The sequence below is a fragment of the Labrys sp. LIt4 genome, assembly GCF_017813775.1.
GTDB lineage: Bacteria > Pseudomonadota > Alphaproteobacteria > Rhizobiales > Labraceae > Labrys > Labrys okinawensis_A.
Map to the genome: position 1 here is coordinate 313,919 of NZ_JAGIPY010000003.1, position 14,816 is coordinate 328,734.

Below are 14,816 nucleotides of genomic sequence, written 5' to 3' on the forward strand. Positions count from 1 at the left end.
AACCGCGCTTTGCTCTAGGCAAAGCCAACGGGCATTGCTAACATGTTAGCATGTCAGACGTTGCGGTCAAAGCCTCTTATGCCTTTCTCGAGCCGCTCGGCCTCACGGGCCGCGGCGGCACGACGGAGCGCGTGCTGGCCGTATTGAGGGAAGCCATCATCGGCTTCGAGCTCGCGCCGGGCGAGGATATCGACAAGCTCGCCCTCTGCGAGAGACTGGGTGTATCGCGTTTTCCCGTTTCCGAAGCCCTGGCCCGCCTGCAGGGCGAAGGCTTGGTGGAGATCCTGCCGCAGCGCGGCACCCGCGTCTCGCGCATCCGGCTCGCCGAGGTGCGCCAAAGCATGTTCATCCGCCGCGCCCTGGAGGCGCAGGCGGTTCGCAGCCTGGCCCTTGACCATGACGACAGGCTGCTGCCGACGCTCGAACGCAATCTGCGCTACCAAGAGGCTGCGGCCGAGGCCGGCGACCGTCGCGGCTTTCACCTGCTCGACCTCGAATTCCACCTCACTCTGCTCGACGCCCTCGGCTTTGCCCGCGTCAAGGCGGCCGTCGAGGCAGCCCGCGCCAATCTCGACCGCGTCCGCCGGCTGCTCTCCTCGCCCCGGCACATAGCCCTCACTTTGGTCGACCACCAGGCCATCGTCACGGCCCTGCGGTCCGGTGACGCCGATGCCGCGGCCAGCGCCATGGAGGCGCATCTCGATTCCGTCATCACGGAACTGGTGGCCTTTGCCGCCGAAAACCCCACCTTGTTCGAAGACCTGTGAAGAGAGAGGCTATGACCGACAAATTGCCCGACAGCAAATTCGCCATCCGCAAGCACACCAGCCGTTCCGGCGCGGTAATTCCCTTCACCGAACTCGGATTCGGCACCGCCCCGCTCGGCAATCTCTACCGCGCCCTCGACGAGGATGTCGCCGCCCTTACCGTCAATGCGGCCTGGGACGCCGGCATCCGCTATTTCGACACCGCACCGCTCTATGGCCTCGGCCTCGCCGAGACGCGCCTCAACCCCCTGCTGCGCCGGCGCAAGCGCGAGGACTACGTCCTCTCCACCAAGATCGGGCGCCTGCTCAAGGTGGTGCCGCCGGATCAGCGCACCGGCATCGGCAAGTTCTTCGACACGCCGTCCCGCCGTGAGGTCTACGACTATTCCTATGATGGGGTGATGCGCTCGGTGGAATTCTCGCTGGAGCGCCTGGGCATCGACACCATCGACGTGCTGCTCGCCCACGATGTCGACATCTTCACCCATGGTTCGAAAGAGGCTTCCGACCAGCGCATCAAGGAGTTGATGGAGGGCGGCTATCGCGCGCTCGAGCAGTTGCGCAGCGAAGGCACGGTCAAGGCGATCGGCGCCGGCATCAATGAATGGCAGGTGGCCGAGACCCTGGCCCGCGCCGGCGATTTCGACGTCTTCCTGCTGGCCGGCCGCTATACACTGCTCGAACAGGAAGCCCTCACCAGCTTCCTGCCCTATTGCGCGGACAAGAAGATCGGCATCGTGCTGGGCGGCCCTTATAATTCCGGCATCCTGGCGACGGGCCCGCGCCCGGGTGCGTTCTACAATTACGATCCGGCGCCGCCCGCAATCCTCGACCGCGTCGCCAGGATCGAGCGGGTCTGCGCCTCCCATCACGTCAAATTGGTCGAGGCCGCGCTGAAATTCCCGCTCGGCCATCCCCAGGTGGTTTCCGTCATTCCCGGCGGCCAGTCGCCCCAGGAAGTCACCCGCAACGCCGAGATCATGGGCGCCAAGATCCCCGCGGCACTATGGGACGACCTCAAGAGCGAAGGCCTGCTGCGCGAGGACGCGCCGGTGCCGGCCTGACCGGCGCGGTCATCCCGTGCGCGATGCAGCATGAAATGCTGCTTCGCAGACACGGGACCGCTCACCAAATCCGGTACTACGACGCGGTCCCGCATCTCCATCGCACCACTTCGTGCCGCAATGCGTGCGGGATGACCTTTCCCTACTTCCCAGCTCCGGGCTGGACCTTCTGGCTCAGCCAGACGCTGCCGATCACCATCACCATGCCGAGCAACTGCAGCAGGGTGAGCGACTGGCCGAGCAGGCCCCAGCCCAATGCCACGGCGGTCAATGGGCTGAGGAAACTCAGGGACGCCACGGCCGAGGGGCCGAGCCGGGCGATGCCGCGGAACCAGAGCATATAGGTCAGCGCCGCGCCGATCAGGGCAAGGTAGGCAAAGCCTGCCATGTTCTGCGGGCTGAGCGCCGGCAAAGGCGGTTCGAGCCAGACAGCCACGGGGATCAGCAACAGGCCTCCCGCCGTGAGCTGCCAGGCCGTGAAGGCCAGCGTCGAGACAGGCGGCTGCCAGCGCCGGCTCATCACCGTCCCCAGCGCCAGGGAGACCGCTCCGGCCAAGCCCGCGATGATGCCGATTGGATCCAGCACCACGCTCCTGGGCGCGATCAGCAGCAAGGCGACACCGGCAAGGCCGGCCAGCGCCGCCGCGATCGCCGCCAGCCGCACCGGCGTGCCCAGCACGGCACGTGTCAGGAAGATCACGATCAAGGGCTGGATGGCGCCAATGGTCGCAGCCACGCCGCCCGGCAGCCGATAGGCCGCGATGAACAGCATTGTCAGGAAGAAGGCTATATTCAGGGCGCCCAGGACCACGACCCGCCACCACCACTGTCCCGCCGGCAATTGCCGCACCAGCGCCAGCAGCAGCAGGCCGGCGGGGAGCGCCCTCAGCATCGCCACGGTGATGGGGTAGCCAGGCGGCAGGAGCTGAGTGGTGACGATATAGGTGCTGCCCCATACCGCCGGCGCGATCGCCGTGAGCAGCACGTCGAAAGAACGGCCATAGCCCATGATGCCGCCCGGGGAAGCCTGACTGAGACTGCTCATGACAGCACCATCACCTCTTCCAGCGGCCGCCTCGGCTTCTGGGGCCAGTTGCCGTCAGCCGCCAGACCGACGGCGACCAGCATCACCGGAATCTCTTCCGGTCGGAGGCCGAATTCCTCCCTGACCGCCTGGGGGTCGAAGCCCGTCATCGGTGCCGAGGCAAGGCCCGATGCGGACGCAGCCAGGATCAGCGTGGCGGCTGCGAGGCTGGCGGAACGGATCGCCTCGTCGCGTTCTGCTTGGGGGTTGCCCTTAAACTGCCGGCGGACCGCCTCCACCCAGCCTTCCGCCATGCCCTCGGGCATCAGGCCCGCCTCGACCGACGGGCGCAGCCTTGCGCCGAGATCGACGCTGCCGGGCAAGGTGCCGCAGACGATGAAGGTGACGGCCGCCTCGCTCACCTTGGCCTGGCCATAGGCGGCTTCACGCAGGCGGGCCTTGGCTTGCGCCCCGCGCACCGCGATGAAGCGCCAGTTCTGCAGATTGTAGGCGGACGGCGCCAGCGTCGCCAGCCTGACCAGTTCGCCGATCTCGTGTTCGGACAGGACATGTGAAGGATCGAAATGATTGGCCGACATCCGGTCTTCGATGGTCGATTTCCAATGCGCCTCGATCAGCGAGGCCTCGGCAACGGGGATCTTGGCGAGAAAGGTCACGGCACACCTGCATCATGGGATCGCATCCGCGATCGAGGCCACGATTTTATGCAGCCACCACCAAGTGATAATATGCCATCAGATTACGATATTCACTACCACAGGTGTTCAATCGATGGATCAGTTGACGGCTTTCAAGGCTTTTCGCCAGGCGGTCGAGCGTGGCAGCTTTGCCGAGGCGGCCCGGGCCCTCGGGCTGTCGCCTGCAGCGGTCAGCAAGAATATCGGCGAACTCGAGGCGCATCTTTCGGTGCGCCTGTTCAACCGCACCACCCGCCGCATGAGCCTCACCGAAGCGGGCTCGCTCTATTATGAACGCGTACGCCAGATTCTCGACGATATCGACGATGCCGGCGCCTCCATCGGAGCCCTCATGCTGGCGCCGACCGGGCTCCTGCGTGTCAGTGCCCCCATGACCATGGCTCTCAGGCATCTCACCCCTGCCCTGCCGGCCTTTCTCGAGGCCAATCCCGGCCTGTCGCTGGACCTCAACATGGACGACCGCCGGATCGACATCGTGAGGGAAGGCTATGACGTCGCCATTCGCGGCAGCGATATCCTGGAGGATTCCAGCCTCGTCGCCCGCAAATTGATGGCCGTTCCTCACATCGTCTGCGCGGCTCCGTCCTATTTCGCGCGAGCGGGCCTGCCCTCGGCTCCTGACGATCTGCGCCAGCATAATTGCGTGCAGTTCAGCCTGTCGGGTCACGTCAATCACTGGACCTTCGCCAAGAACGGAGAAACCGTCGGCGTGCCGATCAAGGGACGGTACAAGGTGACATCGAGCGTGGCGGTGCGCGAAGCGCTGCTGGCCGGCTTCGGCCTCAGCCTCATTCCTCTCACCTATGTGGAAGAAGATCTGCGCGCCGGCCGCCTTCAACAGGCGTTGGTGGACTGGACTGGAGTGGAGACCGCGATCTTTGCCATCTACCCCTCCAAGCGCCATCTCGTGCCCAAGGTCCGGGTATTCCTGGATTTTATCGTCGAGCAGTTCTCCCGCCCGGCTTTGCTCGATAATTGAGGATGGATGGCCGATACCCAGCCCCTCAATCCCTCATCGCTTCCTTGAGGGCATCGATGATCACCCCGCTCGACCGAATGCGGGCGACGCGCGGCAGGACGTGGTCGATCGAGAAGCGATGCATCTCCGCCGTCATGCTGCTGGTGGCGTCCTCGGCCACGATCGCGGCATAGTTGTTGGCAAAGGCATCGCGCGCCGTCGCCTCGACGCCGAAATTGGTGGCGATACCGCTGATGATGACAGTGTCGACGCCGCGCCGACGCAGCTGCAAATCCAGTTCCGTGCCGTAAAAGGCGCTCCATTGGCGCTTGGTGATCACCACATCGGCCTTCGACGGGTTGATTCTCGCATCGAAGGCAACCGCTTCGGCGGGCATTTTGTCCTCCGGCAGGATCAGGGGCGCATCCACGGGAACCTTCACCACATCCCCATAGCCATCGGAAAAAGCCACCCTCACCAGGATGACCGTGCCGCCCGCCTTGCGCAGCGCCTTGCCGATTCGCAAAGACCGCTCGACGACATCCCCGCCCGAATGCGGCGCCACCGGCCGGCCGACGATCCAATTCTGGAGATCGATCATCACGAGGGCGGTATGGCGGGGTTCCAGACGCAACATGGCAAGCTCCGATAAACGTCAATGCGCTGGAACAAAGCGCGTTCACGACCGAACGCCCGTCTGCTCCTGCTCCTTGTTTCCAAGCCAATCCGACGAATTGGCTCGAGCGTCTTTGCGATTCCAGACGAGTTCGTTCAACCGCTCGACACTTAGGGCACCGCGAGGTGCCGGCGGAACGCGTCGTCAGTCATGGCCTTGCTAGTATCCATGACTCACGACACGTCCGGGGTAGCCAGCCTTGTAGGGGCAGCCTGCCGCAAAGCTCAAGTCGACCAACCGGTCAAGCCTGGGCTACAAAAGGATAGGTGGTCCGGCGTGGAGACAAGCGCCTCATCGGCGATCTACGCGGCGGGCGACCCAGGTTTCAACGAGCAGGCAGTGCATCAACCATGGCGGACAACAAGGACGTGCTGGCGCGGCGGGTGGAAGAGGCATGCCTGAACGGCTGGCCAGCCTTGAAGACGGTATGGCTCGACGGCTGGCTGCTGCGCTTCTCGCATGGGCATACCAAGCGGGCCAACTCCATCAGCCTGCTCTGGCCCGGCGCGCGACAGCCGGGAGAGCAGATTCGCTCAGCCGAGGCATTTTACACCCATCATGGCCTGCCCACCATCTTTCGCCTGTCGAGCGTCTCGTCGCAGGATATCGGCACCGCCTTGGACGAGGCCGGATACGGACCGGGCGAAGATGAGAGCTGCGTGCTCTTCCGCGACCTCGCTGCCGCACCGCCCCATGGCGAGCACGGCGTGGCCTTCGTGCAGCCGAGCCTTCACGACAGCTGGTTCGAGGCCCACGCACGGCTTCAGAAATTCTCCCCGGCGACTGCCGCTCATGCCCGAGCCCTGTTCGGCGCCGTCGCCGTTCCGGCCGGCTATGCAGTGTCGCCGGCCGAGGACGGCAGCCCCGCCGCCCTCGCCTTCGGTGCGGTGCACGATGGCATCGTCTGCATCAACGCGGTGGCGACCGATCCCGCCTTCAGGCGCCGGGGCCATGCCTACAATGCGGTCAGTGCCCTGCTTGCCTGGGCTCGCGACGAGCAGGGTGCGAAAGGGGCCTGCCTGCCCGTGGTTGCAGGCAACGATGCCGGCCGGTCTCTCTACCGCTCGCTCGCCTTTTCTACAGAAATCAGCCGTTATTCCTATCGCCGGAAGGTTGCATGACCGCCGGGCAGCCTTGTCCAGGATGCATGCCTTTTTGGCCATCGCATTGATCGATATATTGAATTTTCGCGACCACTTTAATTTACGTTATTTTTATGTATTTAAATCTATTTGACAAATTGCGCGCGAGAACCGATATCGTGGACGAATTCCAAAAAGGGGTTTTCGTCATGCCGCTCGCTATCACAGCCAACCGCCTCAGGGATGGGCGCGTGGTGTTCCGCACCCCCAGCGGCAGCTGGTCGCTCGACGTGGCCGACAGCGCCATCGAACCCGATCAGGCCACCGCCGATGCGATCCTTGCCAGCGTCAACGCCGCCGCCAATGAGCAGGACGTCGTCGAAATCTATGCCGTCGAGCTCGACGTCAGCGGCGAGAAGCCCCGTCCCGCCAAGCTGCGCGAAGCCATCCGGGCGCTGGGCCCGACCATCGCCTATCTGCCCAAGACCGAACTCGCCGAGGCTGCCGAATAATGGGTGCCCTCTACCGCTATGACGAATTCGACCACGCCTTCGTGAATGCGCGCGTCGCCGAGTTTCGCGACCAGGTGCAGCGCCGCATCAAGGGCGACATCACCGAGGAGGAATTCAAGTCTCTTCGGCTGATGAACGGCGTCTATCTCCAGCTGCATGCCTATATGCTGCGCATTGCCGTGCCCTATGGCACGCTCTCTTCCAAGCAGTTGCGCACCCTCGCGACCATCGGCCGCCGCTGGGACCGTCATTACGGCCATTTCACCACCCGCCAGAACCTGCAGTTCAACTGGATCGCCCTCAAGGACGTGCCGGATGTGCTGCAGGCCCTCGCCGATGTCGAGATGCATGCCATCCAGACCTCCGGCAATTGCATGCGCAACGTCACGGCCGACCATTTCGCCGGCGCCGCCGCCGACGAGGTCGCCGATCCGCGCGTCTATGCCGAGATCATGCGCCAGTGGTCGACGGCCCATCCGGAGCTGTCCTATCTGCCGCGCAAGTTCAAGGTCGCCATCACCGGCGCCGAGGAAGACCGGGCCGCGGTCAAGGTCCACGACATCGGCTACCAGATCGTGCGCAACGAGGCTGGCGAGATCGGCTTCCGCGTCTTCATCGGTGGCGGCCAGGGCCGCACCCCCATGGTCGGCAAGGCCCTGCGCGATTTCCTGCCCGAGGCGGATCTCCTCACCTACACCGAGGCGATCATGCGCGTGTACAATCTCGAGGGCCGTCGCGACAACAAGTACAAGGCGCGCATCAAGATCCTCGTTCACGAAAAGGGTCTCGATTCCATCCGCGAGGAAGTCGAAGCCGAGTTCGAACGGATCCGTGACGGCGCCCTCAAGTTGACGCCGGATTCGGTGGCGGCGATGCAGCAATATTTCGTCGCCGGCCCGTTCGAGACGATCGGCCAGACGCCGGTCTTCGACAAGGCCAAGGCAAAGGATGCCGATTTCGCACACTGGGTGTCGGTGAACGTCCATGCCCACAAGCAGCCGGGCTATGGCATCGCGACCATCTCGCTCAAGCCGATCGGCGGCATTCCCGGCGATGCGTCCTCCGACCAGATGGACCTGGTGGCCGATCTCGCCGACCGCTATTCGCTGGGCGAGATCCGCATCAGCCATCTCCAGAATCTCGTGCTGCCGCATGTGAAGCTCGACGACCTGCCGGCGCTGTTCGCGGCCCTGCAGGACGCGGGCCTCGCCACCGCCAATGAAGGGCTTATCACCGACATCATCGCCTGCCCGGGCCTCGACTACTGCTCGCTTGCCAATGCTCGCGCCATTCCGATCGCGCAGGGCCTGTCCGAGCGTTTCGGTTCGCCCGCACGCCAGGCGGAAATCGGCAGCCTGCCGATCAAGATCTCCGGCTGCATCAATGCCTGCGGCCATCATCACGTCGCGGCGATCGGCATTCTCGGCGTCGACCGCAAGGGCGTGGAAAACTACCAGATCACGTTGGGCGGTTCGGCCCGCGAGGATTGTTCGATCGGTGAACTCGTCGGCCCCGGCTTCGGCGCCGACGGCATCGTCGACGCGGTCGAGAAGGTGGTCGACACCTATCTGGGCCTGCGTCTCTCCCCACAGGAAACATTCCTGGAGGCGGTGCGCCGTGTCGGCCTGCCGCCCTTCAAGGAGGCACTCTATGGACAGCGTGCTTGATCTCTCGGACGCTTACGTGAACCTCGATTTGGCCAACCCAGCCATCGATCCGGAAGCGCAGGCGCTGGCCCTGGCGGCGCAATATCACAATGCCGATGCGCAGACCGTGCTGCGCGCGGCGCTGTCGCTCTACAAGGGCGGCATCGCCCTGGTGTCGAGCTTCGGCGCTGAATCGGCTGCCCTCCTCCACATGGTGGCGGAAATCGACCGCGCCACGCCGGTGATCTTCCTCGATACCGGCCGGCTGTTCAGCCAGACCCTGCTCTATCGCAACGAACTCGCCCGCCGGCTCGGCCTCACAGACCTGCGCACTGCCTCGCCTCGCCAGGCGCTGGTGCAACAGGAAGACCCCGACCGGCTGCTGGCCTACAGCAATCCGGACATGTGCTGCTGGATCCGCAAGGTCGACCCGCTCGACACCGCGCTTGAGCCCTTCTCGGCTTGGATCACCGGCCGCAAGCGCCATCAGGCTTCGACTCGCGCGGCCCTGCAATATTTCGAGGCGGATGCCGGACGCATCAAGGTCAATCCGTTGGCGGACTGGACCTCCAAGGACGTGACGGACTATCTCGAACGCCATGACCTGCCGCCACATCCCCTGGTCGCCGAGGGCTACCCCTCGATCGGCTGCATGCCCTGCACCAGCCGCGTCGCCGAAGGCGAGGATGCCCGCGCCGGACGCTGGCGCGGCAAGTCCAAGGTCGAATGCGGCATTCATGTTTCGCCTGAAAAGGCTGGAAGTGGTATCTAAGAGATAGCTTCCGTACAGTTGAGAAGCCTGCGCTTTGCGTGGGGATTTAGGAGACGCGCGTGCCCCTCTGGAAGAACGGCCAATTCGAGGCTGACATCTATAAGCTGGCCGGAGACGAAGAGGCCCTGCCGGACGGGGCCGTCATCGTCTCGCTGAAGCGCTTCCTGGCAGAAAGGGACAGTCTTGCCACCCGCAACGCCCCGGTCGGTGTGGTGCTGCAGCCGGCGGATGACATCGAGCTGCTGGCCGATGCCTTGCCGAATCTGCCGCTGCTGGCCCTCGCCTTTCCCAAATTCGGCGACGGCCGGGCCTTCTCCCTGGCCCGTATCGCGCGGGAACGTTATGGCTTCGCCGGCGAGCTCAGGGCCGTCGGCGATATCCTGTTCGACCGCATCGCCTATATGATCCGCTGCGGCTTCGACGCCCTTGACATCAGCAACGGCCCGACGATCGCCGCGCTCGAGGCCGGCAAGGTGCCAGTCTCGCATACGCGCTACCAGCCGACCGGCGGCGACGGAGCCCAGCCCGACAAGCTCAAGCCCTGGCGCCGGCTCGGATAGCAAAGACGTCGCGGCGCGGGAGGCTGTCCGCCCTCGTAACGATCATCTACAACCATCAAGCTTGCCCTGGACGGCGTATCGGCCCAAACTAACCGGGAATCGGAGGCTGCATGCTCTCATTCCAGGTGATGTTCATTCGGGCCATGTCTTCGGTCCTCGAAACCAGCCAGGCCAGCGCCGTCACCATCGGCCATCGTATGCCCATCCTGGCGACGCTGCCATTCTGGCCCCACCCCGACAATCTGATAGAAGCCAGCCGCATGGTGACCGAGAAGTTCGAGGCCCTTGCGGAAGGTGCGGTCGCGGCAACGGACGAAATGGCGCAACTGGGGCTGCGCGCCGCCTTCGGCGAGGCCGATGCGCGTGACCTGGCTTCCGGCCTGATGTCCGTCGCCGTCGCGGCAGCCCGTCCGGCCCAGCGGCGGGCCCGGGCCAATGCCAGACGCCTCTCGCGGCATTGACGCCGTGCGCTTCGCAGATAATCGAATCGCAAGGATCTTCATCCCCGGTGGAAAGGGATGACGGAGCGCTTATTTGCGAACAATTCCCAACCGGCTTGCTCTAGCGTACGCGGACCATGGAAAAGGTTTCTCTGAGCCAGGAGAAGGAAACCCTTCTCATCACCCTCTACGCCAAGGGTGAGGAAAGCCGCTTGCCCGACTCGCTCTTGCAGGACCGTTTCGCGGCTTCTGCGGTCGATCGGATCGATTACGACTTCTCGCGCCTCGGCATCAATCGCGACATGATGATCGGGCTGGCGATGCGTGCCCACATCCTGGACAACTGGGCCCGCGCCTTCCTCGCTTTTCACCCCGAGGCGATCGTGCTGCATCTGGGCTGCGGCTTGGACTCGCGCGTCTTCCGCATCGATCCGCCAGCCACCGTGCGCTGGTTCGACGTCGACTATCCCGAAGTCATCGAACTCAGGCGGCGGCTCTATCCCGAGCGCGCGGGCTACCAATTGATCGGATCATCCGTAACCGATCCCGCCTGGCTCGAGGCCATTGCGCCCGAAGGCCGCCCGGCTCTGATCCTTGCCGAAGGCATGTTTCCCTATCTGCCAGCCGACCAGGCCATCCCCCTGCTCGACCGGCTGGCCAGCCATTTTCACAATGGCGAGATCGCCTTCGATGCCTACAACAGCCTCGGCCTGCGCATGATCCGCAAGCAGCCTTCGGTGCGCGCCACCGGTGCGCAGCTGAACTGGAGCCTTGGCGACCCCCATGACATCGAGCGGCAGGTCCCACGGCTCAAGCTCATGCAGGAATTGCTCGCTTACGACAGCCAGGGTTACGACCCGGCGCAGATCGCCAGAATGTCGCGCTCGGCCCGCCTGGCCGTCTGGCTGTTCAAGGCCATTCCCGCCCTCGGCCGGGTCGGCCGGCTGCTGCGCTACAGGTTCTGACCGGCGCGAGCCGCGGGAGACCGCACGGCAGGCGACCCGAAACCCTCAATTCGACTGCTTCTGGAACTCGAAGATCTTGCGCAGGAAGCCCGGCGCGATCGCCGAGAGCGGATTGACCGTGAGGACCGGCGCGTTGACCCGCCCCGACACCTTGAAGTTGATGGCGAACAGGCCGCCATATTGACCGCCGCTGAGCAACCCGCCGATGAGCGGTATCTTGGAGAAGATGTTGTTCAGGGCATAAGCAGGCACGAAGGTGCCGGTGAGGTTGACCCTGTCGGTGCCGTAGTCGAGGTCTCCCGATAGGCTGACGCCGACATCCGGCCCCCAGACGACCGAATCCAGGATGCCGATCCGCGAAGCAGTCCGGGTGAAGGCGAGTTCGAGCCTGGTGAACTGGGCGGAATCGCCGCTGCCGGGCGCGTAGGAGGAGAGCTTGCCCGCATTCTTCAACGTGTCGCGGTATTGTCCCAGGGCCGTCTCGTTCTCCACCGCGAAGCTGCGCATCACAAGGCGGCCGCGCATATTGTCGATCACCGGCGAGAAGCGGGCGCCGAGCGCGCCGCCGCGCAGGCGGGTATAGAGATCTAGGAAGCGCATGACGGCGCCGGCATTGGTGGACTGGACCGTGACCAGATTGCCGCTGCGCCCCTCATTGCCCAGCGAGGCGGTGACCTGGCCATTGGCTAGCCTGCCGCTGAGATCGAGCTTGCGGATCGTCGTCCCCTTGCTGTCCAGCAACAGGCCGAGATCGGCGACGCTCTCGTCATTGAAGCCGACCACCTGGCCGATCCGGATATCGGCATTGATGCTGGTGCTCGCACTGCTCCCCTTGGCGCGCTTCTGCAGCATCGACAACAGCGGGCGAGCATCGAGCCGATTGCCACGCACGAAGACCTTCCAGCCATTGCCGAGCGGCTCGAAAACGCCCTGGAAATCATCGCCCGGCGACAGGCTGATCATATCCATCATCGCCTTGCGAAGCTTGTTGTCCGGGCCGATCGTCACGGTGCCGCGCAGCGAGACGGGCCCGCTCTCCACCGTCAGCTTGTCGAGCGTGCCGCCGCCCTTGTCGGCTGGGTCCCAACTGAAGCTGATCCGGCCCGGGGCGCCGGCCGGCTTCTGCCAGCCCGGCAGCAGGTCCTTGATGCGCACCGCCGCCAGATCGATATCCACGTCGTAGCGAGGGTCACGCGGATCGGCGACCGGATGGATGTCGGCCTGGATCGGTCCCGTCAGCGCGTCGCCGAAATCGAAGCCCTTACGCTTTCGCGTCGCCTCGTCCAGGATGACGCTGAGGGCCATTTGCGGCTCCTGGCCCTCGGCCTTGCGCAGGTCGAAATTGGCCGGCAGCCCGTCGAACACGCCCTTGCCGGTGAGCAGCATCAACCCCGGCTCGAGCGAGAGCTTCATCGTGCCGTTCTGCAGGCTGCTGCCGGCAACATGGTCGATCGACATTTCCTGCACGCCGCCCGTAATCGCGTATTTGATGTCCTCGGGGCGAGGATGGTCGATCAGAGGCAGGTCGAGCTTGACCTTGAGATCCGCGGTGCCGTTGACCTCGTCGGGACGAATATCCAGGCCCTTGGCGGCCTCGGCCAGCGGCGGCATGGTCATCAGCTTGGCCACGGCCTGCGCCGGGCCCTTCACCCCGAAGACCGCGGACTGGTTCGGCGGTTTCAAAGCGAAATCGCTGATCGAATAGGTGCCATCCGCCAGGGCGAGCGTACCGGTGTCGCCGGTCTCGACGGACGCGCTGTCGACATGGACACTAAGACGGCGGCCGGAGAAATCCACCCTGCCCTCGACCTCGCTGATCGGCGGCAGCGTATCGACGATCTGGACGATGCCTTTCGACATCGGGACGGAACCCGAAAGCGCTTCGTCCGGCAAGGGCGGCGTCTTGCCATTGACCGATGCCAGCGCCCCTTGCGGAATTGCGAGCTTGAGCGTTGCTCCGTCGACGATACCGGCCTTGATATGATCCTCCAGCCAGATCTTGATCTCCGGCACCGAGAAGACGGGCCATACCCGGTTCAACGCCACCGCCGACAGGGTCCTGGCTTTCGCCGTCAGGTCGATCGCGGGGGTCTTGCCGCCGAAGCCGATCGCACCGCTGAAATCGATGGCGACCGTCGGCCCCTGCACCTCGCCCTTGTCCAAGCTGAGGCGATTGGTGGCGGGATCATAGCGCCCGCTAAGGCCGATGCGGTCGAGTTTCAGCGGTGGCCGCTCCTCGCGGCGGCTCGCCAGAAGCACGTCCAGCGCCTGCAGGTCGTAAGTCCACACCGGCCCTGTCGCCTCGGAAGGCGGAACGACCTTTCCCTTGAAATCCAGGATGCCCTCGCCCGACTTGACCATCGCCTGGCCGATCTGAATGGCGCCGGCCGCCTTGTCCCAGTTCAGGCTAACCTGAGCGCCATCGAACACGAAGGGAGGCTCCTTCGGCTCGACATTCCAGCTGCCGCCGGCACTGGCGATGTTGACCTGCGCCATCTCAACCGAACCATCCGGATTGATGCTGGCACGAGCCAGCACATCGAAGGAGGCCTTGACCGATGGCTGCTCGACACCCGGCGCCAGAGCCGCCACGAGTTCTGTGACCCCGATATTGCTGGCCTTGATGTCGACCGAGCGCGGCTCGCCGTCGCCGCCTTCCGTGGTGGCGTTGATGGAGCCTCCCGCGGCGGCCAGAGCCACCGACAGGCCACCGGCGGCGGCGGTACGGCGGACGGTCAGGTCGATACCGCGATGGACGACGTCGTGCCCGATCGCCTGGTCGTGCACCGCCAGCGCGGCGTCACGCAGCTCGACCCTGTCGATCGAGCCGACCGAGGCGATCATCGTGTCAAAGCCGTTGAGAACCGCGGCAAGCGACAGGGCCCCTGCGGGGGGCGCCGTGCTGTCGACCCCGGCCTGGAGCGTGAACCGGCCGTCGATGCTGACATTGACGGTCGCCGCCGCGCCCTCGACCACGATCGAACGTGCGGTGACGTTGCCAAGCAGCAGCGACGTCAGATCGAAGCCGGCATAGATACGCGGTGCCGAGGCGATCACGACGTCATGCTCGCGGACGGTCACGCCACGGATCATCGCGACCAGCCCTTCCGGACGCCGTTCGATCGCCACATCGTTCAGGCTGAGACGATAGCCCGGCGGCAATTTGGCGGCGATGGCCTGGTGCACCGTCTGGGTGATGAAGGGCAGTGACAGCGGGCCGTTGCCGAGCCGCCAGTAAAAGATGCCGATGGCCGCCCCGACCACCACCGCTGCCGTAGCAGCCACGGACACGGCGCTGCGCAACAGCACCCGGCCGCTACCACGCCGTGGCCGGGCCGGCGGCTGTTCGACAGGGTCTGTCGGTGATTCTTCCGCGGCATAGTCGTATGGCAATTGCTCCGCAGCGGTCTCCAAGGCCGCCGCCTCATCGGGGGCAGCCGTCGATTCATGCACTGCGTTCTGTGCGTCCCTCGCCATCAACGATTCGCCAGCCTCTTGCGATAAATCCTTCATGCCCCACGGCAATGCCGGTGAGATGATGGCCTCACCCAGGTTGCCGTACCGTTAAGGAGACGCAGTAGGATGAAGATGCAAATTGTTGAGATAAGCCGATAATTCCGAATCGTCTTAT

At 64.6% G+C, this 14,816-nt stretch carries 14 protein-coding genes; 10 read left to right on the top strand and 4 right to left on the bottom strand.

Annotated features, from left to right (window positions below):
* Window positions 1–50 precede the first annotated feature (50 nt).
* Window positions 51–767, top strand: coding sequence for a GntR family transcriptional regulator (locus J8I29_RS07325; protein ID WP_209431137.1), 717 nt, complete (start codon window positions 51–53; stop codon window positions 765–767).
* An 11-nt stretch (window positions 768–778) separates the two neighbouring features.
* Complete coding sequence (locus tag J8I29_RS07330; RefSeq protein ID WP_209431138.1) at window positions 779–1,831, top strand: aldo/keto reductase; 1,053 nt, start codon at window positions 779–781, stop codon at window positions 1,829–1,831.
* A gap of 142 nt (window positions 1,832–1,973) precedes the next feature.
* Here the strand turns inward: J8I29_RS07330 and J8I29_RS07335 are convergent, their stop codons facing one another.
* Complete coding sequence (locus tag J8I29_RS07335; protein ID WP_245196763.1) at window positions 1,974–2,876, bottom strand: EamA family transporter; 903 nt, start codon at window positions 2,874–2,876, stop codon at window positions 1,974–1,976.
* Window positions 2,873–3,532 carry a nitroreductase family protein gene (locus J8I29_RS07340; RefSeq protein ID WP_348535990.1) on the bottom strand — a complete coding sequence of 220 codons (660 nt, stop codon included), beginning with the start codon at window positions 3,530–3,532 and terminating at the stop codon, window positions 2,873–2,875. The genes J8I29_RS07335 and J8I29_RS07340 overlap by 4 nt, the downstream gene beginning before the upstream one ends.
* Window positions 3,533–3,647: 115 nt before the next feature.
* Between J8I29_RS07340 and J8I29_RS07345 the strand changes: the two genes are divergently transcribed.
* Window positions 3,648–4,553 (top strand): LysR family transcriptional regulator, encoded by a 906-nt coding sequence (locus tag J8I29_RS07345; RefSeq protein WP_209431139.1) that lies wholly within the window; start codon window positions 3,648–3,650, stop codon window positions 4,551–4,553.
* A 25-nt stretch (window positions 4,554–4,578) separates the two neighbouring features.
* On the opposite strand, the gene J8I29_RS07350 is transcribed toward J8I29_RS07345, so the two are convergent.
* Window positions 4,579–5,169, bottom strand: coding sequence for a hydrolase (locus tag J8I29_RS07350; RefSeq protein ID WP_209431140.1), 591 nt, complete (start codon window positions 5,167–5,169; stop codon window positions 4,579–4,581).
* 389 nt (window positions 5,170–5,558) lie between these two features.
* On the opposite strand from J8I29_RS07350, the gene J8I29_RS07355 reads away from it, so the two are divergent.
* The 7 genes from J8I29_RS07355 (at window position 5,559) to J8I29_RS07385 (ending at window position 11,185) form a co-directional block, all read left to right on the top strand.
* Window positions 5,559–6,329 carry a GNAT family N-acetyltransferase gene (locus J8I29_RS07355; protein ID WP_209431141.1) on the top strand — a complete coding sequence of 257 codons (771 nt, stop codon included), beginning with the start codon at window positions 5,559–5,561 and terminating at the stop codon, window positions 6,327–6,329.
* Window positions 6,330–6,499: 170 nt separating this feature from the next.
* On the top strand, window positions 6,500–6,802 hold the full coding sequence (locus J8I29_RS07360; RefSeq protein ID WP_209431142.1) for a DUF2849 domain-containing protein: 303 nt from the start codon (window positions 6,500–6,502) through the stop codon (window positions 6,800–6,802).
* Window positions 6,802–8,469 (top strand): nitrite/sulfite reductase, encoded by a 1,668-nt coding sequence (locus tag J8I29_RS07365; RefSeq protein ID WP_209431143.1) that lies wholly within the window; start codon window positions 6,802–6,804, stop codon window positions 8,467–8,469. Before J8I29_RS07360 ends, J8I29_RS07365 begins: the two co-directional genes overlap by 1 nt.
* The gene (locus J8I29_RS07370) at window positions 8,453–9,220 is read left to right on the top strand and encodes a phosphoadenylyl-sulfate reductase (RefSeq protein WP_209431144.1); all 768 of its coding nucleotides are present in this window, start codon (window positions 8,453–8,455) and stop codon (window positions 9,218–9,220) included. Before J8I29_RS07365 ends, J8I29_RS07370 begins: the two co-directional genes overlap by 17 nt.
* A 59-nt stretch (window positions 9,221–9,279) precedes the next feature.
* A complete protein-coding gene (locus tag J8I29_RS29970) occupies window positions 9,280–9,780 on the top strand; it encodes a DUF934 domain-containing protein (RefSeq protein WP_105865149.1) in 501 nt (166 codons plus the stop codon).
* Between the two features lie 110 nt (window positions 9,781–9,890).
* Window positions 9,891–10,241 carry a hypothetical protein gene (locus J8I29_RS07380; protein ID WP_209431145.1) on the top strand — a complete coding sequence of 117 codons (351 nt, stop codon included), beginning with the start codon at window positions 9,891–9,893 and terminating at the stop codon, window positions 10,239–10,241.
* A 116-nt stretch (window positions 10,242–10,357) separates the two neighbouring features.
* Window positions 10,358–11,185 carry a class I SAM-dependent methyltransferase gene (locus tag J8I29_RS07385; RefSeq protein ID WP_209431146.1) on the top strand — a complete coding sequence of 276 codons (828 nt, stop codon included), beginning with the start codon at window positions 10,358–10,360 and terminating at the stop codon, window positions 11,183–11,185.
* 45 nt (window positions 11,186–11,230) lie between these two features.
* Here J8I29_RS07385 and J8I29_RS07390 read toward each other — a convergent pair whose 3' ends face one another.
* A complete protein-coding gene (locus tag J8I29_RS07390; RefSeq protein ID WP_209431147.1) occupies window positions 11,231–14,662 on the bottom strand; it encodes a DUF3971 domain-containing protein in 3,432 nt (1,143 codons plus the stop codon).
* Window positions 14,663–14,816: the final 154 nt, after the last annotated feature.